The 25,408-nt window shown below is 31.4% G+C and carries 14 protein-coding genes; 9 read left to right on the forward strand and 5 right to left on the reverse strand.

Going from position 1 to position 25,408, the window contains the following annotated elements; genetic code table 11:
- Positions 1-487: 487 nt before the first annotated feature.
- The 7 genes from D1816_RS03660 to glgB all read left to right on the forward strand — a co-directional run bounded on the left by D1816_RS03660 (position 488) and on the right by glgB (position 8,781).
- The gene (locus tag D1816_RS03660) at positions 488-1,807 is read left to right on the forward strand and encodes a cation:proton antiporter (protein ID WP_118501218.1); all 1,320 of its coding nucleotides are present in this window, start codon (positions 488-490) and stop codon (positions 1,805-1,807) included.
- Between the two features lie 3 nt (positions 1,808-1,810).
- Positions 1,811-2,515: a YafY family protein gene (locus D1816_RS03665; protein WP_066310390.1), complete on the forward strand. Its 705-nt coding sequence runs from the start codon at positions 1,811-1,813 to the stop codon at positions 2,513-2,515.
- Positions 2,516-2,674: 159 nt separating this feature from the next.
- Entirely contained in the window at positions 2,675-2,989 is a 315-nt protein-coding gene (locus tag D1816_RS03670) for a hypothetical protein (RefSeq protein ID WP_147405049.1), read from the forward strand.
- A 144-nt stretch (positions 2,990-3,133) separates the two neighbouring features.
- Complete coding sequence (locus D1816_RS03675; protein ID WP_199729944.1) at positions 3,134-3,937, forward strand: DNA alkylation repair protein; 804 nt, start codon at positions 3,134-3,136, stop codon at positions 3,935-3,937.
- A 193-nt stretch (positions 3,938-4,130) separates the two neighbouring features.
- On the forward strand, positions 4,131-5,543 hold the full coding sequence (locus D1816_RS03680) for a glycogen synthase (protein ID WP_118501220.1): 1,413 nt from the start codon (positions 4,131-4,133) through the stop codon (positions 5,541-5,543).
- 1 nt (position 5,544) lies between these two features.
- The gene (locus D1816_RS03685; protein ID WP_118501221.1) at positions 5,545-6,816 is read left to right on the forward strand and encodes a glucose-1-phosphate adenylyltransferase; all 1,272 of its coding nucleotides are present in this window, start codon (positions 5,545-5,547) and stop codon (positions 6,814-6,816) included.
- A 54-nt stretch (positions 6,817-6,870) separates the two neighbouring features.
- Positions 6,871-8,781, forward strand: a complete 1,911-nt coding sequence (glgB, locus tag D1816_RS03690; RefSeq protein ID WP_118501222.1) for a 1,4-alpha-glucan branching protein GlgB — start codon at positions 6,871-6,873, stop codon at positions 8,779-8,781.
- Positions 8,782-8,885: 104 nt separating this feature from the next.
- Here the strand turns inward: glgB and D1816_RS03695 are convergent, their stop codons facing one another.
- Positions 8,886-10,685, reverse strand: a complete 1,800-nt coding sequence (locus tag D1816_RS03695; RefSeq protein WP_066310373.1) for a glycoside hydrolase family 15 protein — start codon at positions 10,683-10,685, stop codon at positions 8,886-8,888.
- An 82-nt stretch (positions 10,686-10,767) separates the two neighbouring features.
- Here D1816_RS03695 and D1816_RS03700 point away from each other — a divergent pair, with 82 nt between their 5' ends.
- Positions 10,768-12,960 carry a bifunctional alpha,alpha-trehalose-phosphate synthase (UDP-forming)/trehalose-phosphatase gene (locus tag D1816_RS03700; RefSeq protein ID WP_118501223.1) on the forward strand — a complete coding sequence of 731 codons (2,193 nt, stop codon included), beginning with the start codon at positions 10,768-10,770 and terminating at the stop codon, positions 12,958-12,960.
- A gap of 368 nt (positions 12,961-13,328) precedes the next feature.
- Complete coding sequence (locus D1816_RS03705) at positions 13,329-15,731, forward strand: glycoside hydrolase family 31 protein (protein WP_066310367.1); 2,403 nt, start codon at positions 13,329-13,331, stop codon at positions 15,729-15,731.
- A gap of 6 nt (positions 15,732-15,737) precedes the next feature.
- Here the strand turns inward: D1816_RS03705 and D1816_RS03710 are convergent, their stop codons facing one another.
- Genes D1816_RS03710 through D1816_RS03725 form a run of 4 tightly spaced genes read right to left on the reverse strand, consistent with a single transcriptional unit; the run spans position 15,738 to position 25,153 of the window.
- Positions 15,738-19,619: an AAA family ATPase gene (locus D1816_RS03710; protein WP_118501224.1), complete on the reverse strand. Its 3,882-nt coding sequence runs from the start codon at positions 19,617-19,619 to the stop codon at positions 15,738-15,740.
- Positions 19,616-21,400, reverse strand: a complete 1,785-nt coding sequence (locus D1816_RS03715; protein WP_066310363.1) for a hypothetical protein — start codon at positions 21,398-21,400, stop codon at positions 19,616-19,618. Before D1816_RS03715 ends, D1816_RS03710 begins: the two co-directional genes overlap by 4 nt.
- A 35-nt stretch (positions 21,401-21,435) precedes the next feature.
- Positions 21,436-22,266: a hypothetical protein gene (locus tag D1816_RS03720; protein ID WP_118501225.1), complete on the reverse strand. Its 831-nt coding sequence runs from the start codon at positions 22,264-22,266 to the stop codon at positions 21,436-21,438.
- A complete protein-coding gene (locus D1816_RS03725) occupies positions 22,247-25,153 on the reverse strand; it encodes a caspase family protein (protein ID WP_118501226.1) in 2,907 nt (968 codons plus the stop codon). Before D1816_RS03725 ends, D1816_RS03720 begins: the two co-directional genes overlap by 20 nt.
- Positions 25,154-25,408: the final 255 nt, after the last annotated feature.

Here is a 25,408-nt window from a genome sequence, read left to right on the forward strand (position 1 = left end):
CGCTTTTTAAATTTTTAATTTCCAAATTAATAATTTGGAATCACTAATTATGTCATTCATTTGTAAAACTTTTTATCGCTGTAATGCATATGCAGACGAAGCTGGAAGAGTTTTTAAAAATTTCATAACTGTTGTTAGATCTAATCTAAAATTTGAGTAAAAGTTTTTCATAATATTTTTTTTTAATCTTATAAAAACAAAGTTATAGAAGAACAGCATCTCTTTTTGGTGATAAAAGTCACCGTAACACGTTAAAAAAGTGTTATTTTTTAATCTTAGTGTAAGGTTTTAATCAGTTCATTATAAGTTAGTTCTTTAACTTTTTTTCATATCGTTATTTTATTTTTTAAGTCTTAATTTTTTGTTTGCCCTTTGATGGTTGTTGAATAATACCGCATAGCTATATTTTTAAGGTTAAAATAATTTACTATCTTTTCAATCGTTAAAAGATCTATATCAAATAACATAATCAACCTTAAACCTACTCATGGAAATTTTTTCTTCTTATAATGTAATCATTGGGATTTCATTAACTATAATATTATCTTTTATATTTAATGGTGTTGCCAAAAAAACCAATGTACCTGCTGTATTGTTGTTAATTATATTAGGAATAGTTGTACAGTATATTCTTAAAGCGTTTGGGGGTGAGACAACCTTTTTTACGCCTATGCTCGAAGTATTAGGTATTGTTGGTTTGATTATGATTGTATTAGAAGCGGCACTAGAGCTAGAGCTTAAAAGTGATAAATTGATGCCAATTCTTAAGTCTTTAGCAATAGCATTAATAGGGCTAGTTGCATCGACCTTTATTGCTGCGGTAATTCTTAAGGCTTTAGTAAAAGACATGAGTATGCAATCTGCCTGGTTGTATGCAACACCATTATCCATATTATCTAGCGCAATTATTATACCTAGTGTATCAGGTCTTAAAGAAGCTAAAAAGGAGTTTCATATTTATGAAAGTACGTTCTCAGATATTTTAGGAATTATGCTCTTTTATTTTTTAACCGGAAGGTTGAATCCTGCAGAAGATGCAGGGGTAGGAGGCTTTTTTTTAAACCTTATTCTAACAATAGTGATTTCATTGATCGCTAGTTATGCTATTATTTTAATATTCCAAAAAATTAAAAGCCAGGTAAAGTTATTTCTATTAATAGCAGTGCTGTTATTACTTTATGCCCTAGGAAAGAAAATGCATTTATCATCTTTAATCATAATTTTAATCTTTGGTTTAGTGATTGCAAATATGAAATTGTTTTTTCAAGGACAACTAAGACAATATTTGGATTTTGAAAAGGCTAAATCTATTTATCATGAGTTACATGTAATTACTGCAGAAACAGCTTTTGTTGTTCGTACGCTGTTCTTTGTTATTTTTGGAATTACAATTGTTTTATCATCGCTGTTAAGTTTAAAAGTGACTTTAATTAGTCTTTTAATATTAATTTCTATTTATGCTATTCGTTATGGTTTACTTCGTCTTTTTTTAGGTAAAGATATTTCGCCACAGGTATTTATAGCACCTAGAGGGTTAATTACAGTGTTATTATTTTATGCAATACCTGCAGAAGCAATGGTAGAAGGTTTTGAACCAGGAATACTATTGTTTGTTATCATAGGAACGAGTCTAATTATGACAGGAGGTATGATTAGAGATAAGAAATTAAATCCACCAGAAGATTTAGAAAGTATTGAATCTAAAGAGAATACAAACGAAGAGACCGAGTATTTTATTAATAATGCAACAGATCTTAGTGAACTTGATGAAACTAAAAGCTCACCAGACGAAAATGAAATAGAGTAAGTAATGAAGCGTTTACATCGATTAACTGCTATATTGGTGAAGTTACAATCAAAAAAAGTGGTTCAAGCAGCAGAACTCGCAGATAAGTTTGAGGTTAGTTTACGAACTATTTATCGGGATATGCAAGCATTAACCGATGCTGGCGTACCAATAGGTGCAGAGGCGGGGACAGGATATTTTCTTGTTGATGGATATTCTTTACCACCGGTTATGTTTACAGAGAAAGAAGCCAACGCCTTATTAACGGCAGCTAAAATTATTAATACAAATAACGATCAATCCTTAATAAACGAATACAAAGAAGCGATTGATAAGGTTATTGCTGTACTTAAAACTACGCAAAAAGAAAAACTAGAAATTCTAGAGCAAAGAATTTTTACCTATACTAGAACCAAAGATAACCCTAGTAATACCCTATCTGTAATACAGCAAGCAATAACTGATTTTAGAGTTTTAGAAATTCAATATACTGCGGCATCTAAACAATTTACCAAAAGAAGAGTAGAACCACTCGGAGCATATTTTACTAATAACGTATGGGTAATGATCGCGTATTGTAGATTAAGAAAAGATTACCGCGAATTTAGAACCGATCGTATTATTAATCTTATTGAAACTCAAGAATTTTTTCCGCCACAAGCATTTACATTAGAGGATTACTATAAAAGATGGACAGAAATGTATAATTCATCATCTTCTTCTCAATAAAAAATACTACTGACATAAGGTTGTCATAGACAGGTTTTAGTTTTGATGAAAACATAGTTAGCTATGTTAAAATCAATACTCATGAACAAGTTAATTTTAATAATCATGGTAAACTTATTATTTAATTGTACCACAAAACCTGATCAAAACAATTCGTCAATGAAAACAACACCAAAAGTAGTAGAAGTCGTATTATTTGAAGCCTATCCAGGGTATTCAAAAGAGGATGTGAAAACAGCATTAGCCTCATTAAATGATATTGTGAAATTGTATCATGGATTTGTAGAACGAACAACAGCCAGTAATGGAGATGGTAAATATGTAGATATTGTATATTGGAATGATATGAAATCTGCTAAAGCAGCAGCAGAGGATCTAACCAAAAACCAAGATGCTGCTGCAGTATTTAATATTATAAAGCCAGAATCAATCCAAATGTATCATTTTGATGCCTTTAATCAATTTGAAGAATAAAGGTACACTTAAACTAACACACACACACACACTCTCTCTCTGTAATTAGGAGAGAGTGTTGCAATTTGTAAAATCCATAGTATATGGTGTTCCCTATGATTTAACTACATTTGATACGCCAATATTTGCAATAATAAATCACTTATGATTCCCGAACATATCCAAAATAGAAAAGGAGCTCGTAGTTTTAATAATCTTGATCAAGAGGTCATTGATTATCTTAATCAAGGAAAAATAGAAACTGCAAATCTAATCGAATGGTTAGCTGTTGATCAATTAAAATTAGTAAAATTGATTTTAAAAGATTTAGATAAGAGTCATTGGTATGATAGCTTTTATGAAGCTATTTCGGTACAAAAAAAACCTACAGCAAATACAAATACCAAAATAATTGGACTTACGTTTATGCAATTATCTACTGATCAGTCTATATTAGAGTATCTTTCGAATCATATTTCTGATGTGCCTAGATGTTGGGCAACATATTGGGCTGCAATGCAAGAAACAGAAATTATAAATAGATTAAGGGTAATAGAGCAATATGCTGGTGATTCACATTTTGGAGTTAGAGAAGTTGCAATTTTTGCTACAAAAGACCTTATTATTGATCATTTAGATAAAGCACTTAATTTTTTACTTACTTGGGTTTCAAGTAAAGATGATAATATTCGACGATACGCTATAGAGGTCATAAGACCAATTGGCGTGTGGACTAAAAAAATAGATGATTTGAAAGAAAACCCAGAAAAAGGACTCCCACTTTTAACTCCTCTTCAATCCGATTCATCTAAATATGTAAGAGACTCTGTTGGAAATTGGTTAAACGACGCTAGTAAAACCAGACCAGAATGGGTGCAACAGATTTGCAATGATTGGGAAAAACAATCAGCTACAAAAGAAACTAAATATATCATAAAGAAAGCATTACGTTCTCTTAACAAGGCATAATGTGATTTATTTAATTTTAGCAATATTTCGTGATTTATGCAAAAAGCAAATTTTTTGTGTAATATTTTTATTAAATTATTATTAAATACCCTTCTTTTTAGGAGAATAAGAGGTTGTTTCTAGGAGCTTTTTTATAGCTTTATGTGATTTTAAAATTCAGATAATAATCGCATAATAGTACACCCCCTTTTTAATGAATATTCTTCACATAAGTATTGAGTGTTACCCCATAGCAAAAGTTGGAGGACTTGCCGATGTAGTAGGTGCTTTACCAAAATATCAAAAAGACCTAGGAAATGATGTACTCGTTATTACACCGTTTCATGATAATCAATTTACAAAGGATGCTACTTTACAAGAAGTATATTCTGGCACAATAGTAGTAGGTAATGATGAACATCGGTATACAATTCATAATCTTGTATCCCCTGATTTAGGTTTTACTGTTAATCTTGTGCACATTCCGGGGTTATTGGATAGAGAACAAGTATATGGTCATAAAGACGAAATAGAGCGTTTTGTAGCTTTTCAAATAGCAGTTTTAGACTGGATAAAGGATAAACAATATATCCCAGATGTTATTCATTGTCATGATCATCATACAGGTTTAATTCCTTTTATGATTAGTCATGCTAACGCCTACTATTATATAAGAGATATCCCAACTGTTTTTACGATACATAATGCACAGTATCAGGGTCAAATACCCTATGATAGATTAAACTATTTACCTGATTTTGATCACTCTAAAATTGGGCTGTTAGATTGGGATAATCAAATTAATCCCCTGGCAACAGGGATAAAAAATTCTTGGAGAGTTACTACTGTTTCTCCAACATACATGAAAGAACTTCAGCAACGTGCAAATGGATTAGAAGGTTTATTAAGAGATGAGAAGAAAAAGTGTATAGGTATTTTAAATGGCATTGATACGGTTACTTGGGACCCAGAAACAGATCCTATGCTTATTAAAAACTATGGTGTTGGTTCTGTAATTTCAGGAAGAAAAGCAAATAAGAAATGGATATGTGAGAGTTTTGGACTATCCTTAGATAAACCTCTTTTTGGGTTTATAGGTAGATTAGTTTCAGAAAAAGGTGCCGATTTATTACCAGATATTATCGAAGAATCGTTAAATACCACAGACGTTAATATTTTTATTTTAGGTTCTGGTAGTCCTGAGACCGAAAATCGTTTAAGGGCTTTAAAAGAAAAATTTCCAGATCGATATCATGCACATATTGGGTATGACGAGAAATTGTCACATATAGTCTATGCTGGAGCGGATTTTTTATTGATGCCATCAAGAGTAGAACCATGTGGACTCAATCAGATGTATGCCTTACGCTATGGGTCGGTGCCAATTGTTAGAAGAACTGGTGGTCTTAAAGACACCATTATAGATATAGGAGAAGGTGGTTTTGGAATCTGTCACGATCAGGTCTTGGTTTGGGATGTTTGTTATTCTATAAAAAGAGCTATTGGATTGTATGAGGACGAAAAAATGTATAAGAAATTACAAAGACAAATCATGAAAATTGATCATTCCTGGAATCGATCAGCACAAGAATATACCAATTTATATATTACCCTTATAAACAACTAAAATGATCAACAAAAAAGTATTAGCAATTATTTTGGGAGGAGGCCAAGGAAGCCGATTATACCCATTGACCGAGAAAAGATCCAAACCTGCAGTTTCTATTGCAGGAAAATATCGATTGGTTGATATTCCTATTTCTAACTGTATTCATTGTGATATTAAAAGAATGTTTGTACTTACACAGTTCAATTCAGCATCTCTAAATAGACATATTAAGAACACCTACGTTTTTAGTAATTTTAGCGATGCTTTTGTTGATATATTGGCTGCAGAACAAACCCCAGACAATAAAACCTGGTTTCAAGGTACCGCAGACGCCGTTAGACAATCAATGCATCACCTTTTAAATCATGAGTTTGAATACGCTTTAATATTATCAGGAGACCAATTGTATAAAATGGATTTTGATGAAATGCTTAAAGAACATATGAGTAAAAATGCAGATATATCGATTGCAACCTTGCCCGTAAATCCAAAAGATGCTACACAATTTGGCATATTAAAGACAGATGACAATAATTTTATATCCTCATTTACAGAAAAACCTAGTTTAGATAAATTACCAGGTTGGGAGTCTGAAGTTGGAGAAGAAATGAAAAAAGAAAATCGACATTATCTAGCTTCAATGGGGATTTATATATTTAATAAACAATTATTAATTGATATACTTTCGAATCCAGATACTATCGATTTTGGTAAAGAAATAATACCAAATTCTATAGAAAAACATAAAGTGTTAGCGTATCAATATGAAGGATACTGGACAGATATTGGTAATGTGTCTGCATTTTTCGAGGCAAATCTTAGCCTTACTGATGACGTTCCACAATTTGATTTATTTAATAAAAGAAGTACTGTACTCACTAGACCAAGAATACTACCACCAGCAAAAATATCTGGAACTACACTAAATAAATCGATGATCGCCGAAGGATGTATTATTAATGCAAAGGAAATTGAAAATTCTGTAATAGGGATTCGATCAAGAATAGGAAAAGATACGGTAGTAAAGAATACTTATATGATAGGAAGTAATTCATATGAGGATCTAAGTGATTTGGATGAAAATCATAGCAAAGGCATCCCAAATACAGGTGTTGGTGATCGATGTAATATTAATAATACGATTATTGACAAAGATGCTAGAATTGGTAATGATGTAGTAATCAATGGAGGTAGTCATTTAGAAGACGTAGAAGAAGAATCCTATGTAATAAAAGATGGAATCGTAGTGATTAAAAGTCGTTCTGTAATTAAAGATGGGTTTAAGTTATAACTTTAAAAGGTTAAATGACTCCTTAGTAAATAACAATTAACCAATAATCTTTGGATGAGTAATGTAGTTGCACACAGTTTATTTTCAGAATTTGATGTTAATCTTTTCAAAGCAGGAAAGCATTATCGATTATACCAAAAATTTGGATCTCATATTATCACGGTAAATGGAATAAAAGGTACTTATTTTGCCGTTTGGGCTCCTTCGGCAAAGTCCGTTTCTGTAATTGGAGATTTTAATTATTGGACCCAAGGCGAACATAATTTAAATGTACGATGGGATGGTTCAGGTATTTGGGAAGGTTTTATTCCAAGTGTTGGAAAGGGAAGCACGTATAAATATAAAATCCAATCACATCATAATGATATTGTTACAGAAAAAGCAGATCCATATGCCAGACGTTGTGAGCATCCGCCAAAAACTGCTTCGGTGGTTTGGGAAGACAACTATCATTGGAAAGATGATGAATGGATGGATAAGCGCAAGCAGCACAATGCAATTGATGCCCCTTTTTCTGTATACGAAGTGCATTTAGGTTCCTGGAAAAAAAAGATAGATGAGAATCGATCGCTTTCCTATTTGGAACTTGCAGATGAATTAGTTGCATATATCAAAAAAATGCAGTTTACTCATGTAGAATTAATGCCTATTATGGAGTATCCTTATGATCCTTCATGGGGGTATCAACTTACAGGGTATTTTGCTCCAACATCACGGTTTGGATATCCCGAAGAATTTAAAGTATTAGTGGATACATTACATCAAAACAATATTGGTGTTATTCTAGATTGGGTACCATCTCATTTTCCTGAAGATGCTCATGGGTTAGGGTTTTTTGATGGTTCACACCTTTATGAACATCCAGATAGACGTAAAGGATTTCATCCAGATTGGAACAGTCTGATATTCAATTATGGTCGCAATGAGGTAAAGAGCTTTTTGATTAGTAATGCAATATTCTGGTTAGAGCAGTACCATGCAGATGGATTACGTGTAGATGCGGTGGCTTCAATGCTTTTCTTAGATTATTCCAGAGAAGAAGGAGGGTGGGAACCAAATGAATTTGGAGGAAGAGAAAATCTTGATGCTATTGCTTTTATGAAAGAATTAAATACAGAAGTATATGCCAGTTTTCCGGATGTGCAAACTATTGCCGAAGAATCCACCTCTTTTCCAATGATATCAAAACCAGTACATTTAGGCGGTTTAGGTTTTGGAATGAAGTGGATGATGGGATGGATGCATGACACATTACAATATGTAGCCAAAGAACCTATTTATCGTAGACATCATCAAAATGACCTTACTTTTAGCATGACGTATGCCTTTACCGAAAATTTTATGCTACCATTATCACATGATGAAGTTGTGCATGGTAAAGGAAGTATTATGTCAAGAATGCCTGGTGATGAATGGCAACGTTTTGCTAATTTAAGATTGCTCTACAGTTATATGTTTACACATCCAGGTACCAATTTATTATTTATGGGTGCTGAGTTTGGTCAAAATAATGAATGGAATTTCCTTGGCAGTTTGGATTGGCACTTACTGCAGTATGATTATCATAAAGGAGTACAAAATTTGATTATTGACCTTAACATTTTATATAAAAATTACGCGGCATTATATCTACGACAATTTGATCACGAAGGTTTTGAATGGATAAGCTATGATGATTATGAAAATTCGGTAATAAGCTACATACGGAAAGGAAATGAAGAAGAAGAATCATTGATTGTAATTTGCAATTTTACACCAGTACCAAGATCTCCTTATCGTTTAGGATTGCCGCATGGTGGAGTCCTGTCGGAAATATTTAATAGTGATGATAAAAAGTATGAGGGTAGTGGTTTAACGACCCAGAAAGAATTGAAGATAGAAAATAAGAATTGGAATGGCCGTTCGAAATCTGTAGAAATCATTGTTCCCCCACTAGGTACTTTGGTGTTTACATTAAAAACATAGTAAGTAAAGATCAATATATGAATTAGTCATTATTATGAAATTAATAATGACTAATTTATTATAAATAGCTTTAAGAAAATGTTGAAAAAACAGCCTATAGATATTTAGGACAAAATATCTCTAATTTTTTCCTCTTCAGTAATTTTTGATAGATTAATCGCAGTTTCTATCAATGCCAAGTGCGAATAAGCTTGTGGAAAATTACCTAACAAACGTTTTGTTTTAAAGTCTAAATCCTCGCTAAAGAGACCAAGATGATTGCTATAGGATAACAACTTATCAAATTGTTTTATAGCTTTTTGCTCTTCGCCAATTTTATATAAACTATTAATAAACCAAAAGGTACAAATAGTAAAAGAGGATGATGGCAAACCAAAATCATCTTTGTTTTTATAGCGATACAACAAACCATCGTTAGATAGTTCACGTTCAATAGCTTTTACAGTACTTACATATTTTGGGTGTTTAGCATCTATAAAACCATAAGATTCCATCAACAATACAGAAGCATCTAGATCATCAACACCATACGCTTGTGTAAATGCTTGTGCAGAATCGCTCCACGCGTGTTCCATAATATCTTGACGTATAGCTTCTTCTAGTAATTGCCAACGAGCTAATTTTGAGGTTTTGCCCAACATTTTAGCTACTTTAATGGCTTTGTCGACAGCAGTCCAGCATAGTACTTTAGAAAAGGTAAAATGCTGATCTTCAGATCTAAATTCCCAAATACCTTTGTCTGGTTCTTGCCAATGTTTACTCACAACCCAAACAATACCCTTGGTAATACCCCACAGTTCTTCACCATTTTCAATATCATTATTAAAATTTAATAATAACTGATGAATTACATCCATAAGAATCCCATAAATATCATTCTGTTTTTGTTTATATGCAGCATTTCCAATTCGTACAGGACTAGAATTTTCATATCCAGACAAATGATCTAAGGATTCTTCAGTCAATTCCTTCTCTCCATTAATTCCATACATAATCTGAAGTTTCTCATCTTTATCTGTTATCAAATTGATGATAAATTCTAGGTATCGTTTTGCAATATTCTTGTGTCCTAGTTGAGAAATTACTTTAACTACCATAGAAGCATCACGAATCCAACAAAAACGATAATCCCAGTTCCTAACTTCTCCTATAGTTTCAGGTAAAGAAGTAGTAACTGCTGCCAAAATTGCACCCGATCTGTCGTAACTCAACAATTTTAAAGTCATTGCACTTCGGGCTATATAGTTATTATAGCGCTTATAACTAGGTGTACGCTCCATCCAATTCAACCAATATATCTTGGTACGCTCGTATTCTAGTATTGCTTTTTTTAGATTAGGAGTAAATAATTTCTCATTATAGGCTACCTGAAAAAAATGATCCGAAGTTATGGTCAAATCATGACCTTTAACAATTGCGTCTTTGTCAAAATCTGTATATAAAAATAGGGAGTCAAAAGCTTCATTACTAGTTAGACTCACTACAAAATCATTTTTAATATAAGTAGATGTTTCCCCTTTTGCATATTCTAATTTAGGGTCATAAATAACTTTTAAGCTTGGTTTTCCAGCAACATGTTTGATGTATCTAATAAATTCAGGGGGAGAATGGTAACTTCCGTTTTCTTTATAATATCTAGGCATAAAATCCCTAACCTCAAAAATATCAAGACCATTACTAAAAGTAGTTACCAAAATCACAGTGTTTTCAATATAACTTTGTTTAATGGTATAACTATCATCTACGACAAATCCAAAAGAACCTCCAATCTCTTTGTCAAGCAGCTTACCAAATACTGTTGGGGAATCAAATTGAGGTAAACAACACCAGTCTATTGAACCTTGTTTAGAAACCAAAGCAGCACTCCTACAATTACCGATTATTCCATAATCTAAATTATTCATCAAACTATTTTCTTTTTAAGGGATAACTCACGAATTTTTATTTAAATTAACAAAATCATACCCGTTCAACCAAATTATCTATATGAATAAAACAATAATTGTTTCTAATCGCTTACCGTTACAAGTATCTATAAAGAATAATTCATTAAAAATCATTCCAAGTGTAGGAGGTTTAGCAACCGGAATGAAGTCTGTTCATGCCGAAGGAAATGGAATTTGGATTGGTTGGTCTGGAATTCCGGAAGAAGAACTAGATTCAGCCCTTTCTAAAGAGGTTGCTCAAGAAATACAAAAAGAGAAATGTGTTTCTGTACCCTTATCTGTAAAAGATATTGAAGAATACTATGAAGGCTTTAGTAATAAAGCATTATGGCCATTATTTCATTATTTTATGGAATATACAGAATTTAAAGAGCAAGAGTGGGAAGCTTACAAACGTGTAAATCAAAAATTTGCAGAAGTTATATTAGAAAATATTGAAGACGGGGATACTGTTTGGGTACATGATTATCAGTTATTATTGTTGCCTCAACTTATTAAGGATAAAAAACCAAATACTACCATAGGTTTCTTTTTACATATTCCTTTTCCATCATATGAGATTTTCAGAACATTTCCTTGGCGTAAAGAAATTCTCACTGGCATGATTGGCGCAGATTTATTAGGTTTTCACACCTACGATTATGAACGACATTTTTTGAGTTCCGTTAAGCGAATTTTAAGATTAGAGGTTAATTTCAATCAAATAAGTTATCAAGATAGACTAATTATGGTAGATTCTTTTCCTATGGGCATCGATTATGACAAGTTCTACAATGCTGCTCTTGAACATAGTAGTACGCCTCAAGAAAACCGAGAATTTTATCAAAGACTGCAGGAACATACATCAGAGGACAAAAAGCTAATTTTATCGATTGATCGAATGGATTATACCAAAGGTATTCCGAATAGAATAAAAGCTTTTGAATATTTTTTAGATAAATTTCCCGAATATAAAGAAAAGGCAAGATTGGTTATGTTGGCTGTACCATCACGTTCTAATGTTCCACAATATAAAAAGTTAAAAAGAGAAACCGATGAATTGGTAGGTCGCATTAACGGTAAATTTGCAACCGTAAGTTGGACACCTATCTGGTATTTTTATAGAGCTTTATCTTTCGACGATCTTATAGATTTATATATATCATCAGATGTGGCTCTTATTACACCTATAAGAGATGGAATGAATCTCGTAGCCAAAGAGTATGTTGCTACAAGAACTAAAAGTGATGGAGTGTTGATTTTAAGTGAAATGGCGGGTGCATCTAAAGAAATGAATGAAGCGTTACTCATCAATCCAAACAGTTTTGAAGACTTTGCTGATAATCTAAAAGGGGCCTTGTGTATGCCATTAGATGAGCAACAAAAACGTATGAAGTTTTTACAAAAACGTTTAAAGCGTTACAATGTCGAGAAATGGGCAAAAGAGTTTTTAGCATCTTTGGAAACCACAAAGCAACTTAAAGGAGCAATTATAGCTAAAAAGTTAACTGGGGATTATGAGAAAAAATTATTGAGTGATTATCATCAAAAGAAAAAAAAATTATTGCTTTTGGATTATGATGGTACTCTAGTAGGTTTTAAAGACGATCCGCAAGATGCAAAACCAGATGCTAATCTTTATAATCTTTTGGATAAAATTCAAGAACAAGAAAATACAACAGTAGTACTAATTAGTGGAAGAGATAAAGAAACCTTTAAAAAGTGGTTTGGTCATAAAAATTATGACTTAGTCACCGATCATGGGGTCTGGATATATCAAAACAATGAATGGATAATGCTGGAACGTATAAAGACAGACTGGATGGAAAGTATCAGACCGATTTTGGAAACATTTGTGGATAGAACGCCTGGAACTTTCATAGAAACCAAAAATTATTCGTTGGCATGGCACTATAGAATGGCAGATCCAGAACTTGTTAAAATTCGTACTATAGAGTTAAATACAGTCTTGACCAGTATGGTTGAGAACAATGATTTAATGGTTTTAAAAGGTAATAAGGTCATTGAAATAAAAAGTAGTAATGTTAACAAAGGTAGAGCTATGAGTCGCTTGATAATACAAGAGGATTATGATTTTATGACTGTAATTGGTGATGATTGGACTGATGAGTACATGTTTGAAGAAGCCCCAGAATGGGCTTACACTATTAAAGTAGGGTTTGCTAAAACCAAAGCCATGTATCAGGTTAAAGATCCAGAACAAGTTACAGAATTGCTTACCAAAATGTTATAAAGTACTATGATGTAGTGTTATTTCGAAGATTACTAATATAATTTTAGAAAATAAACATTGAAATGACTATTTAAATTAAACAAAAATCGTGATTCCTTCTTTGGGAGTTATAATTTTTAAGATCAAATCAAAGCAATACTGCAATTGTGTAAATTAGATATTTTATAATAGAAAATTAACTCATTGTTAATTTATTTTAATTCAAACGTTTTCGTTGATTTTTCTTGATAAATAGTAGTAAAAATGATTTTTAAATTGATTTAGATATTGTTCTTTTACAATAGAAGTATTCTTGATTTTAGTGTAAATTATAAGTACTAGACCATGAATAACTTTAATACCTAAGTCTAAATGAAAAAGATAACAATATGATCACTAATACAGAATTAGAGCATAAAGGAAACCTATTTCCGGGTAAAATAACTTCATTTTCTCAACATGTAGATAAAATTAATTTTACAACAGAAAACGGAGTCATTTTACAAATTACAGTTTTAAGAGGTAGTGTATTACGTTTTAGATATGCAACTGATTATAACTTTGAAAAAGATTTTTCTTATGCTATCAGTGAAGATGGAGCAAGAGGATATAGTAAACTTGAAGTAGAAGAACATGACTCCGAATATTCAATTCTTACAGCACGTATTAAAGTAATTGTTAATAAACAAACTCTTAATATAGCGATTTATGATCTAGAGGGAAATGTGATTTGTAAAGACGATTGGGGTTTTCATTGGGAACAGAGTTATGAATACGGTGGTAACATTGTGAAAATGAGTAAATCGGCTCCCCAAGGAGAATGTTACTATGGGTTAGGAGATAAACCTACGCATTTAAACTTAAAAGGAAAGCGATTAGAGAATTGGGCAACAGACCAGTATGCATTTGGTAAAGACCAAGATCCATTATATAAAAGCGTTCCTTTTTATATAGGGATGTATGAAGAAAAAGCATATGGTATTTTCTTTGATAATACATTTAAAACGTATTTTGATTTCTGTCATGAAAGGCGAAATGTAACTAGTTTTTGGGCACAAGGAGGAGAAATGAATTACTATTTCTTTTATGGACCAAATATGCAAGAGGTTGTAACACGATATACAGATCTTACCGGTAAACCCGAACTACCACCACTATGGGCATTGGGATATCACCAATGTAAATGGAGTTATTATCCAGAACAGAAAGTAAAAGAAGTTACGAGTAAGTTCAGAGCGTTAGAAATTCCTTGTGATGCTATCTATTTAGATATTGATTATATGGAAGGCTTTAGATGCTTTACCTGGAATAAAGAGTATTTTCCAGATCCAAAGCGTATGGTTAAAGAACTTGCAGAAGACGGTTTTAAAACTATTGTTATTATAGATCCAGGAATTAAAATTGATGATGAATATTGGGTTTACAAAGAGGCAATAGAAAAAGATTATTTCTGTAAACGTGCTGATGGCCCGTACATGAGAGGAAAAGTATGGCCTGGAGAGTGTTTTTTTCCAGACTTTACGAACCCTGATGTACGAGAATGGTGGGCAGATCTGTTTAAAGAAATTATCGACGAAATAGGAGTGAAGGGAGTTTGGAATGATATGAACGAACCTGCCGTTATGGAAGTTCCAGGAAAAACATTTCCAGATGATGTACGACATAATTATGATGGTAATCCTTGTAGTCACAGAAAAGCTCATAATATTTACGGTACCCAAATGGCAAGAGCTACCTACGAGGGGGTAAAAAAATTCTCGTACCCTAAACGACCATTTATAATTACTAGATCCGCATATTCTGGTGCACAACGTTATACATCCTCTTGGACAGGAGATAACGTTGCTACTTGGGAACATCTTTGGATAGCAAATATCCAAGCGCAACGTATGAGTATGAGTGGTATGTCCTTTACAGGTAGTGATATTGGTGGTTTTGCAGAGCATCCAACAGGAGAATTGTATGCTCGTTGGATACAATTGGGAGTTTTTCATCCTTTTTGCCGAACCCATTCTTCTGGAGATCATGGTAATCAAGAACCATGGACTTTTGGAGACGAAGTAGTAGATGTTACTAGAAAATTTGTATCACTACGGTATCAATTATTACCCTATCTATATACGATGTTTTGGGAATATGCTGAAGATGGTATTCCAATGTTAAAACCATTAGTTTTATTTGATCAAGAAGACTGTCAGACACACTATAGAGCAGATGAATTTGTTTTTGGAAATCAAATTTTGGTATGCCCTATACAAGAACCTAATGCTAAAGGAAGAAGAATGTATATACCAAGAGGAAGTTGGTATAATTACTGGACTAGAGAATATGTAAAAGGAGGAATGGAGCAGTGGGTTGATGCCGATTTGGATACGATACCATTATTTGTAAAAGATGGCGCAATTATTCCAAAATATCCAGTACAACAATATGTTGGTGAAAAGAAAATAGAAGAACTAAAATTAGAAGTATACTATAAATTAGGTAATAAAGAAGTATCAAAAGTTTTTGAAGATGCACAAGATGGCTATGATTATGTAAAAGGAAGGTATTGTTTAAGAAACTTCTCTTTTACAGGTAAAGAAAATGAAATTATTATTCAGCAGCATAAAACTGGAACATATGTTACAGAATATGAGGTTTTTAAAATTGAGTTTATAGGACTTCCTTTTGTGATTAAAGAAGTTGAAATAGATAATGTGATTGTTTCTTTAGATAGTATTCAGTTTAATAAAAAAGAACAAACTATAGTAGTTCCAAAAGATTTTACAGAGTTGCATATTATAGCATAATACAAATTATTCAAAGACTTTATCGGGAGTAAAGCTGTATGTTCTAGAGTTTACAATAGAATCAAATTTGGTTAGATTCCATTTTTTGATATTCCCTTTAGTGTCACCAGAAACGATATAACGACCATTAGGAGAAAAGGTAGCGGCAGTAACACCATAATTGTGTCTAATTAGACTCGGTATTTGTGTAAAGTGTTTTTTACCTTTTTCCTTTTTGTAAATTTGTACAGTATTATCACTACTTGCGGTTAATAATAATTCATCTTTGTAAAAAGCAACATCTTCAATATCACTTGTATGCGCTGTTAATGTATCTAAAGGAATAAAGGTATTATTTTTATTAATTTCCCAAATGATAGCTCTATTGTCTTTGCTTCCAGATACCATGTAATTACCACTTTTTGAAAAATCAATATCTATTACTTTGTCTGTATGCGCCAAGATTACATTTGTCTTCTTTTCATCAAAATCATACATATAGATATTATTGTTGTCAGAAGCAATTGCTAAAACTCTCTTATTAGCACCATTGTATCGTATAGAGTTAACCCCTCTAATGGTATCAGAATTTGGTAACACTAAAATTTTATCTTTAGTAATATTGAGACCATTAATGATTTCATGATCACTTCTAAACCTAGAGATATTCTCTTTTATGTTATCGGCATTTATAGAAAGATCACTTTTTAGTCTAGCAATTTGGCTTTCCTTTCTTTTACCATGTACTAAGAGAATTTCATTTTCATTTTTAAAATAAATTTGAGAAATTTCTCCTTTAACTTTATTTGTAGATAGGGCCACAGGAGCGATATTCCATACTTTTATAGTTTGATCTTCACCACTGGTAATCACATAATCATTATCTATAAAAGAAACATTACGTATAGCAGCAGTATGACCAAATAGTTGTTTTAAAAGTCGACCGTTGGCATTCCATAAGGTTGCAGTTTTATCATAACTCCCTACTAATGTTTGGCTATTGTCAATATCAATCGCACTAATAACTTTGTCATCAATAAAGTTTTGTTTGTATAGATATGTAGAATCGGGTCCGTATCGTTCGATTTTACCGTTTAACCCTAATAATATAGACTTATCCTTTAGTACTTTAAAGGTGTAAACAAAGTCGTCTGTAATGTTTTTACTGTCAAGAATATCATCTACAGTATCATTACTTTTGTATAATTTATTGTCACCATATAATGCAAAATAATTTTTATGATCATCAGGAAAGACTTTTATTCTACGAATTTCTTCTGATAGGACTTTTAGCCGTTTAATAGAATTTCTATTTCCATTATTCATTCTATAGCCTAAATTAACTTGAAACATTTCATTATCAATACCTATTAAAAAAGAATAATTATCTTGATGTTCAATATCTCCTAATTGATTTCCGAAAACAGTAATTTTGGTGCTGCCATTGGGATCCAAAATGAAAGGTTTACCTTCTATATTTAGTAATTGAAGGTATATGTTTTCGCCTCCGGCTAATGTCTTTGAAGCTATAAATGTCATTAAATTACCTTCTTCATCAATAAAGGGTTCAAAGGCAATAATGTTATTTTCTTTAAAAATTTCTTTACCTCGATCATTCTTTTTTTTATACAACAAAGATCTGGCTATTAATTTGTTAGATGCTGTTAATGCAAATACGTATAATGTTGAGTCATTATATTTAAGTCTTCGGGTTTTTGTTTTTATAATGTGGCCTTCTCCAAGAGAAATACTGTTAAAATAGAAGGGGGCTTTTACATAATCTTTAAAGAGGTCATTTTTAAAGTTTCCAAGAAGGTCAAATGCCTTTGGATCTAAACTATCGATATTTTCTAAAAATATAGCTTCTGATTTTTGAAAATAATTAAAAGAACTTGTTTTGTCTACTTTATATTCTTTAAAGGCTAACCCTGTAAATTTATTAATCTTATCTGTGATTTCTCTTTTGGACTTTTCATTAAACCAATTATTCTTGGCATTTCGAATATCTTTATAATTATATGCAAGAATAATAAGAGAAATTAGCATTAATACAGATATAATTCTGGAGTAATTAAAATATTTTCTGAGTTTTATATTTTGTTTTTCTTTTTCGCGTTTTTCTTTTTCTACCTCAATTATACTTTCGTCAAAAAATTGTTGTTTTAAAATAAACGTGTCTTCATTTTCGTCACTAACTATAAAATCTTTGTATTGCCTAATCCGCATTATCTTTTGAAGATTTAACAAATCTTCTTTTCTTCCGGTATCCTCATATATAGCAAAAGAAGAATCAAAATCTTTTTTGATCAAAGATCTAAAGTCATCTTCGGTTCTTATATTGCTAATCACTTTTGCAATAATATCATGACTTAACTCTGCATAATCTGTGCTAATTTTCTGATCGGTACTTACCTTAAGAATGCCTTTATCGGTCAATTCTTCAATAATCTCAGAAATAGTTTCTTTATATTCTTCTTCATTTATATTTCCCCAAATATCTGTTTGTATATCATTAGATATTTTTTGATCATCAATAACATAGTACTTATCTTTATTCGTAGTACGAATTGGGACTCTTTTTTTAAGATCATCTCTTGTTTTGAAATGTCTCAAAAATTTAATGACACTATCTTTATGTTCGACTCCATTATTAAGTTTATTGTTGGTGTTTTTTATGATTTTATCGTTTACCTCTCTAATGTAACTTTCTAAAACATACTCTATGGATCCGAACTCCTTTATCTCTTCTTGCTTAAACTCTAATGGTGGATAGTTTTGCGTTTCTTTTGTAAGATTACTATCAAAAGTACGGTCAAAATCTACCTTATACAACCGATCTAAATACACCTGAAGAAAAGGGAGGTGATAACTATAAGTTTCGTTATTTTGAATTTTGATTTGATCAAGGATAAGTGCTATACGCTCTTGTTTTTCTTCTTGGGACAAAAACTGCTCAGAATGATCTTTGTATTGATTGATATTAAATTCTTCAAAAGACTTTTCTATTATATTTTTAACAATCTCTTCATTTGGGTGAGCTAAACGTATTTTTTTATAAAAAATATGTGGCACATACGATTGTAGTTGGTCGATGTGGCCAAAATATTCTTCGCGTAACGAAATGATTATATTAAAAGGTATTTTATAATCAAACACTAGTTTTAAGAATAAACCAAACTTATTGATTTCGTCTTTAGAACCATATACAAATAACTCTTCAAACTGATCAAAAATAATTAAAGGCGAGAATAAGGTATTAGATTCGGACTTGCCAAGATTAATGAAATACTCATAAATAGTGTTAGAAATAGTGTTGATTGCTGTGTTTTTTTCTCTAAGTTTTTCTAATAAAGCTTTTCTTTCACTACTAAATTGTCGTAATCGTTCTTTATATTTTTCTAATATAACTTTAGGATCTTCTTGCGTAGTATCAGATGTTTGATCGATTGATACAATATCTGACTTCTTCTTATTTTGTCTTAACCTTACGGTTTCTTCTTCTACATCAAGCATCATTCCTTCGATATGCTCTATCGATTTTAAAACTCTATTAAGATCATAATGGGCAGTTAGAAAATCATCTATTAATTGCGGTTGACAGCTTTGAGGATCTTTGTTAGTAGTATCAAATTTAAAGAGGTTTTTCTTAATAGACTCAATAATATTATCATCTCTTCTGATACTTATAACCTTTTTTCCCTCACTAATTTTATTTAAGAGACCACAATAGATCAAACTTGTTTTACCAGAACCAGAAGGTCCATGAAGGATCATGATTGAGGAGTCTTTATACAACTCGAAAAGTTCCAGACTTTCCTTATCTCTTCCAAAATAACTATTAATGTCGTTTTTCTTGTAAGAATCTAGAAACTTAAAAGGAGAAAGTTTTTTGGTATTTAGTGAGATCATGAGTAGGAAATTAAATTCTTTATATATTCAAAATGATCTCGTATTTTTTTCTTTTCTTCAATCTCTATGATATCTTTTTTGCCGTCTTTATATAGGCCTAATATCATGTCTTCATTAAGAGGTACTTCAATTTCTTCGCCTAATTTGTTTTTTTTAGAAGCATCATTTCTATATACTTTTGCATTGATAACTTCTCTATAAATAAGTTTATCTGTTGCTTCAGAATATCTATCAAGATAGTATAACTTTATTTTATCTTTGGCTACCGATGTAGAGTTTACATCGAGATAAAAAGGAGATAAATTTAATTCTCTTTTTGGTTTTCCGTTATTGTTTAAAGTGGTGCATATATATACCGAATGGACATCAATATCTATTGCTCTTTCATTATCGTTTACTTCATGCACAACACTTTTCTTTGTATCTAATGCAGTAGGTCTATTACTTACCGGGTAATAAGACCTATTGATAATATAAGAACGTTGATCATCATATTTAAACTGATTATAGAAAACATCATATATAGATTCTATGGCCAATGATCTTAGGAATTTAAAATTTCTTAAGAATTTTTCAAGGTAAAATTCTGTTTTAATATAGTCATGTTTACTTTTATCGTTATGTTCAAGATATTCAGAAAAGAAATCAGACATTTCTTTAAATAGCGATTGATTTTGTAGGACTGATGTTTTTAATTCTTTCCAAAGGGAGTTATTTTCTAAATACTCATCTGGGATATTAGTATAAATATAAACTAAGTGTTCGGATATTTTGTCTTGCACATAAGACCCCCATCCAATTTCTAGGTTTTCTCTAAGTATTTCTTTTAACTGATCGGTTAACTTTTCTTTAAATTCGGGACTTTCTTTTGAGATAGACCATATGATAGAGTAAGCCGAAAATTTAAGAAAATTTAAAAATTCTTTAAACATACTTCGTATTACCCAATATCGTTCTTTACTTAGTTTTTGGTAAATACTATTGTTTATATCATCAAAGTCAGAAAGAATTTCTAAATGAATACATAAAAAGTAAGGATAATATTTATAAAGATCTTCACTTAATTTTTCTTCGTTACGTATTTCGTCTATTAATGATTTAAAACGATTTCTAACAGGAAAACTATCGGGATCGGCATAATATGTCAAACGTTGTTCAAAGTCTTTTGCTTCATTGTTGATCTTAAAACTATAATTGTTAACTCTCTTGTCTATTTCATCTGCGGCCATTGGCCCTCTTTCTTGATCGTCAGGATTTTGGTAATGTCCTTGTAAGAAACCTTTTGCTTGCTTAAAAATTTCTGAAATTAAATCGCTGTTTTTTAAGTTATCCTTTTGGTTTAAGAGTAATTCATAAAATCTGGTAGATAAAGTTTTTGCAAAATGATCATACACAGGAGTAGTAGTGCCTATTACTATTGGGACATTGTGTAAGGCCTCGACAATTTTTTGGGTAGAACACCCATTTATAAATACAATCTTTAATTTTGGTGAATTGTTTAAAATTTCAATAAGCCCTTTATCGTTAAAAATTTCATCACTAAGTTTAAGAGCTCCATCGGTATCATTATGGTGACCACTAAAATGAAAGATGGTCATATCATTTGTTAGTAATTGTAATTTACTTATAAAACCATCGATACCTTCGTTAGGGATGATTTCTTTATTAAAGACATCATTATTTTGAAGCAAAAGAACATCTATTGCTTTTCGCTCATCATCTAAATAATTTAGTGGTGCCTGAGCATCATTTTCAAATATCCCAACAAAATATTCTTTCATGATTTGTGTGTGTTTTGGTTTAAGAGTTTACTGAGTTAAAATTCTATCAGTAAAGGATTCGCTTGATTTTCATCAAGTATCAATTTAGGAATTTTTATTTGCTTAACATCAGATAAGGGTTTACTATTTACCGATCTAATAGTATCAAGCCATTGTCCTCTAGAGAATTTTCCAGTTTCTGGATCAATATTTATTTCTACACAGGTAAATGCATAAGTTAAAGGTGTTTCTCCTTTAAATTTCACTTCATTTTCAGAAACTTTCTCTATAGTTAATCCCGTTTCTACATTTCCTAAATAATCTTGTATTAACGGAATATTTATTTCGGCACTAGTTTCATTATCCTTGTAAGTGGATAATGAAAAGTCGGTACTCGTTAGAACATCAGTAATTAAGGCGAGTTTAACGTCTTTGTTTTTAGAAATTTCTTCTATAAAAATATTATCTGGATCACCTTTTATATCATTTGCCACTAAGACTTGCCCTAACTCTAAGGTATCCACATATTTACGAATTACATTGCCAAAAGAAAATGATATCTTTCCTGACCCCTTAACCGACGCTCCTATAGCGGCCGGATCTAGTCCAAACGCCTTAATAAAGTTTCCTAATATGTCAAACCCTATCTTGAAATCTATTTTTTTAGTTTTTACGTTAGACACTTGTGAAACCGGAGCTGTATTTATGGTAATGTCATGCTCAAAACCATCTTTTACCAAGAATTTAAATTCTCCTAAATATTTTGGTTTATTATCTTTTATCTCAAGCATACAAAGAGGCTGTATACGCGCTTCCGGTACTCTAACAGGATTAGCGTCAAAAAGATCTCTAATCTGATCGGTGATATTATTTTTGCATATTCTCATGATACTTATATTCTAGTTGATTTATAGCTTCTAAAAATCTATCGCCTACCTTTTTAAACCCATCATCATTTGGATGTATTTCATCATACCATTCATCTTTTTTGACTAAAGTACGCATATCAAGGTATGTAGCGTTTTTGTGTTTTTTGGTAACTCTTTCTAACAGGGCATTAAATTCATCTATAAGATAGTTAATTATGTTGGTTCTATCTTTAATTTCTGTAACTCCTTTTTCTATTAAATACCTATTTACCCAACCGTTTTTAATAGTTTTCTGGCTATGATCTGTTCGTACGTAATCATATCCATGAACAAATACTTGTTTAACATAATCAAATTCATGTATTCTATTAAAAAAGTAGTTATATGTTTCTTCTATATCTTGTGTTTTTTTCTTGTAAAACTCATTTAGATAAGAAGAGGGATCGAGACCAGAAGGCATTTTGTTTTTTAAAATAGCTACAATTGCAGGACCAATAATATCATTACCTCCACCACTTATAAGCACATATTTAGGGCGCTCTTTTTGAATTTCTTTGAGAAGTTGACCACTATGTCTATAATTTTGTATTTCGTCTCCTGCTGCGGCAATACTGCGCAATGGATATTTCTCCATTACATAATCCAGAGTATCTTTGACTAAAAACGGAAATAAAAACCAAGAATCTCCTTCTGCCACTATTATAGGTTGTTTTGGAAATAGTTTTTTTGATTTTTTGTATCGACGATATCTACGTTTATCATCCAGATAATTTCCGAGTTTAAGTTTTAAATTTTCTAAACTTTTACTTTTAATATCTGAAACTTCAGAAACATTAGGAACATCGGAAACTGTATCTACTATAAAACCATTTGATTGTTGTTTGGTATAAATACTATTAATAAATGGCGCAAGTATATCATGATCAGTATACCAGCTTAACTCATTAAGCAATTTTTGGCTGATCCTATTATACGAAGGGTTTATAAGGTTTAAATCTGTAGAATATACATCCCATTTTGGCGATTCCGGAAGAAAATCAGAAATGGCACCATGACCCATTAAATTGCCCAAATGTGTAATAGGTGGAAGCAATCCATTTTGTAACATATCTGGAATCGAAGTAGTTAAATCCTCTTGATCATTTACAATAAATAGATATCGCAACCAATCTTGTTTCCAGTTGTAAATTTCTTTGTATGTATCTAATGACCAGCCGGCATAAGGAGCGCTGCGATGTTCATAAAACATTATAGATTGACCAGGTGCCAATTCTTTGGTTAGATTATCTAATGGATCGGCAGAAATGCCTAAATCAGAACTTAGTAACAAAGCTGTGACATAAATAGTTTCTTTTGAAATATTAGAAACATTGATTTGATATTTTTGAAAATATTCGTCAGTTCTAGTTTTTTGATGTTCAATTGTCATAAGATCTAAACCAGTACCTGTTACATCAATCCAAGGCTGAAGGTGATCACTTCTAATCTCTATTTTAATTGGGATTTCATCAAAACGACTATCTGGGTTTTTTAATGTGGAATAATAGTTCCATTTTAATAATGATTTTAGTTGACGCTCTAATGTTTTATAAGTTACATCATCTTCAGAATCCAATAAATCAATTTGTTTAGCCAATGGTTGGTAAGGGGTTCCCGGAAGGCTTATATAAACAGTTTGATTAAAAATCGTAAGAAAAAAAGAAGAAGAAATAGAGCTACTAAGTTCAATATTTCCTAGTTCTTTACATAATGAAGTAATAAGAGATTCTGCATTCTGATCCTTATCCAAATTATTAATATAAAGATGTAAAGGAGTATAAGTAGTGGTTGTGTTTACCTGATAGGATTGTTTAAAATCTAATGAAACACCTAATTCTAATGGATCTTTTATAAGAGCATCTTCAAGTGATAATTCTATGATTTTTGTTGTAAACTCATTGTTTTGATCAATTTTAATAGTGATCTCTGTACCTTTTTTGATGCCAAATAATTGCCCTTTGTTATAATACCATCCCTTTTTATTATTAAAGGTTATCTGGCCATTCTCATTCAAATTCTGTTTAGGATATAGGTTTAACCAAGAAGAATAATGATCGATTTTCCCTTTACCTTGAACACTTATAGTAGGCGTTTGTTTTTTATTGGTAATATCCTTTAAACTTATTTTGGCCCATTTGGTAATATCTAAATAACTTAATTTATTACTTCTGGCTTTAAGTAATTGTAACAAGTATCGCGTAAAAACTCCACCTTTAGCATCCTCCCATGAAGATTCAGAAGCCATACAGGCAGAAATTGTAATGGCATTTTTATACGGTATTAAAGAAGTCAATTTAGAAGACTTAATACGTGCTTCACTAATTTCTTTGGAGAAAATGAAATTGTCATAATCTCTTGATGAAAATATACTATTGATTTTTCTTTGCCTTGAATCATCGTTTTTCTGAAGAGTAAATGATCTGGTAATATCTCCAGAATGACAACAATCAAAAACAGTTATTAAATTAGGATCATTTTGAAATTTTGAAAATAAATACCGTAACTCTTTATCCGCTAATAGGTATGTACCGCTTTTTTCTTCTTCATCTCCATAACAAACGATGCATTCTATAGTTCCCGAATGTGCATCACTAAACCTATTTGAGCTTTGTTCTAGAGCCCCATGACCACTATAATATAAAAACACGACATCATTATCCGTTGCATTGGCTTGTAAAATCTGAATGGAATCTACTATATTGCCTTTAGTAGCACTTGAATTAATGAGTTTTTTAATCGAAACATTGTCGTAATTTGATTGCAATGTGTTTAAGTATGACTCAATTTTTGTTACATCACCTACACATTGTTGTAGTGGACTAGTAGTGTATTCATTTATCCCAATAAGTAATGCGTAAAGATTCATAATTGCATATTCTATATGTGTTAATAAACAAGGCTTACTTTTTTATAAAGTAAGTGTATAAATAAATCTTGTAATGTTTTGTAAATAAGAGCTTTAAAATGGGGTGGGTGATGCCTTATTTCTTTAAAAAAATGCTATTTATTTAGTAATCAATTTAAATAGTAATGTGAAATTAACAAAAAATATCATTTTTTGATCAATAAAAACCCCCCAAATAAAAGGGGTATTTACCCTAGTGAAGTAGTAGTTATACAA

This window comes from Aquimarina sp. AD10 (assembly GCF_003443715.1).
Classification (GTDB): domain Bacteria; phylum Bacteroidota; class Bacteroidia; order Flavobacteriales; family Flavobacteriaceae; genus Aquimarina; species Aquimarina aggregata.

Bases quoted from the DNA above. Each gene is read 5' to 3' on its own strand.
- D1816_RS03695 (WP_066310373.1), bottom strand. From the start codon at position 10,685: ATGAATAATTTAGATTATGGAATAATCGGTAATTGTAGGAGTGCTGCT.
- D1816_RS03685 (WP_118501221.1), top strand. From the start codon at position 5,545: ATGATCAACAAAAAAGTATTAGCAATTATTTTGGGAGGAGGCCAAGGA.
- D1816_RS03710 (WP_118501224.1), bottom strand. From the start codon at position 19,619: ATGATCTCACTAAATACCAAAAAACTTTCTCCTTTTAAGTTTCTAGAT.
- D1816_RS03660 (WP_118501218.1), top strand. From the start codon at position 488: ATGGAAATTTTTTCTTCTTATAATGTAATCATTGGGATTTCATTAACT.
- D1816_RS03725 (WP_118501226.1), bottom strand. From the start codon at position 25,153: ATGAATCTTTACGCATTACTTATTGGGATAAATGAATACACTACTAGT.
- D1816_RS03680 (WP_118501220.1), top strand. From the start codon at position 4,131: ATGAATATTCTTCACATAAGTATTGAGTGTTACCCCATAGCAAAAGTT.
- D1816_RS03715 (WP_066310363.1), bottom strand. From the start codon at position 21,400: ATGAAAGAATATTTTGTTGGGATATTTGAAAATGATGCTCAGGCACCA.
- D1816_RS03705 (WP_066310367.1), top strand. From the start codon at position 13,329: ATGATCACTAATACAGAATTAGAGCATAAAGGAAACCTATTTCCGGGT.
- D1816_RS03670 (WP_147405049.1), top strand. From the start codon at position 2,675: ATGAAAACAACACCAAAAGTAGTAGAAGTCGTATTATTTGAAGCCTAT.
- D1816_RS03665 (WP_066310390.1), top strand. From the start codon at position 1,811: ATGAAGCGTTTACATCGATTAACTGCTATATTGGTGAAGTTACAATCA.
- D1816_RS03720 (WP_118501225.1), bottom strand. From the start codon at position 22,266: ATGAGAATATGCAAAAATAATATCACCGATCAGATTAGAGATCTTTTT.
- D1816_RS03675 (WP_199729944.1), top strand. From the start codon at position 3,134: ATGATTCCCGAACATATCCAAAATAGAAAAGGAGCTCGTAGTTTTAAT.
- glgB (WP_118501222.1), top strand. From the start codon at position 6,871: ATGAGTAATGTAGTTGCACACAGTTTATTTTCAGAATTTGATGTTAAT.
- D1816_RS03700 (WP_118501223.1), top strand. From the start codon at position 10,768: ATGAATAAAACAATAATTGTTTCTAATCGCTTACCGTTACAAGTATCT.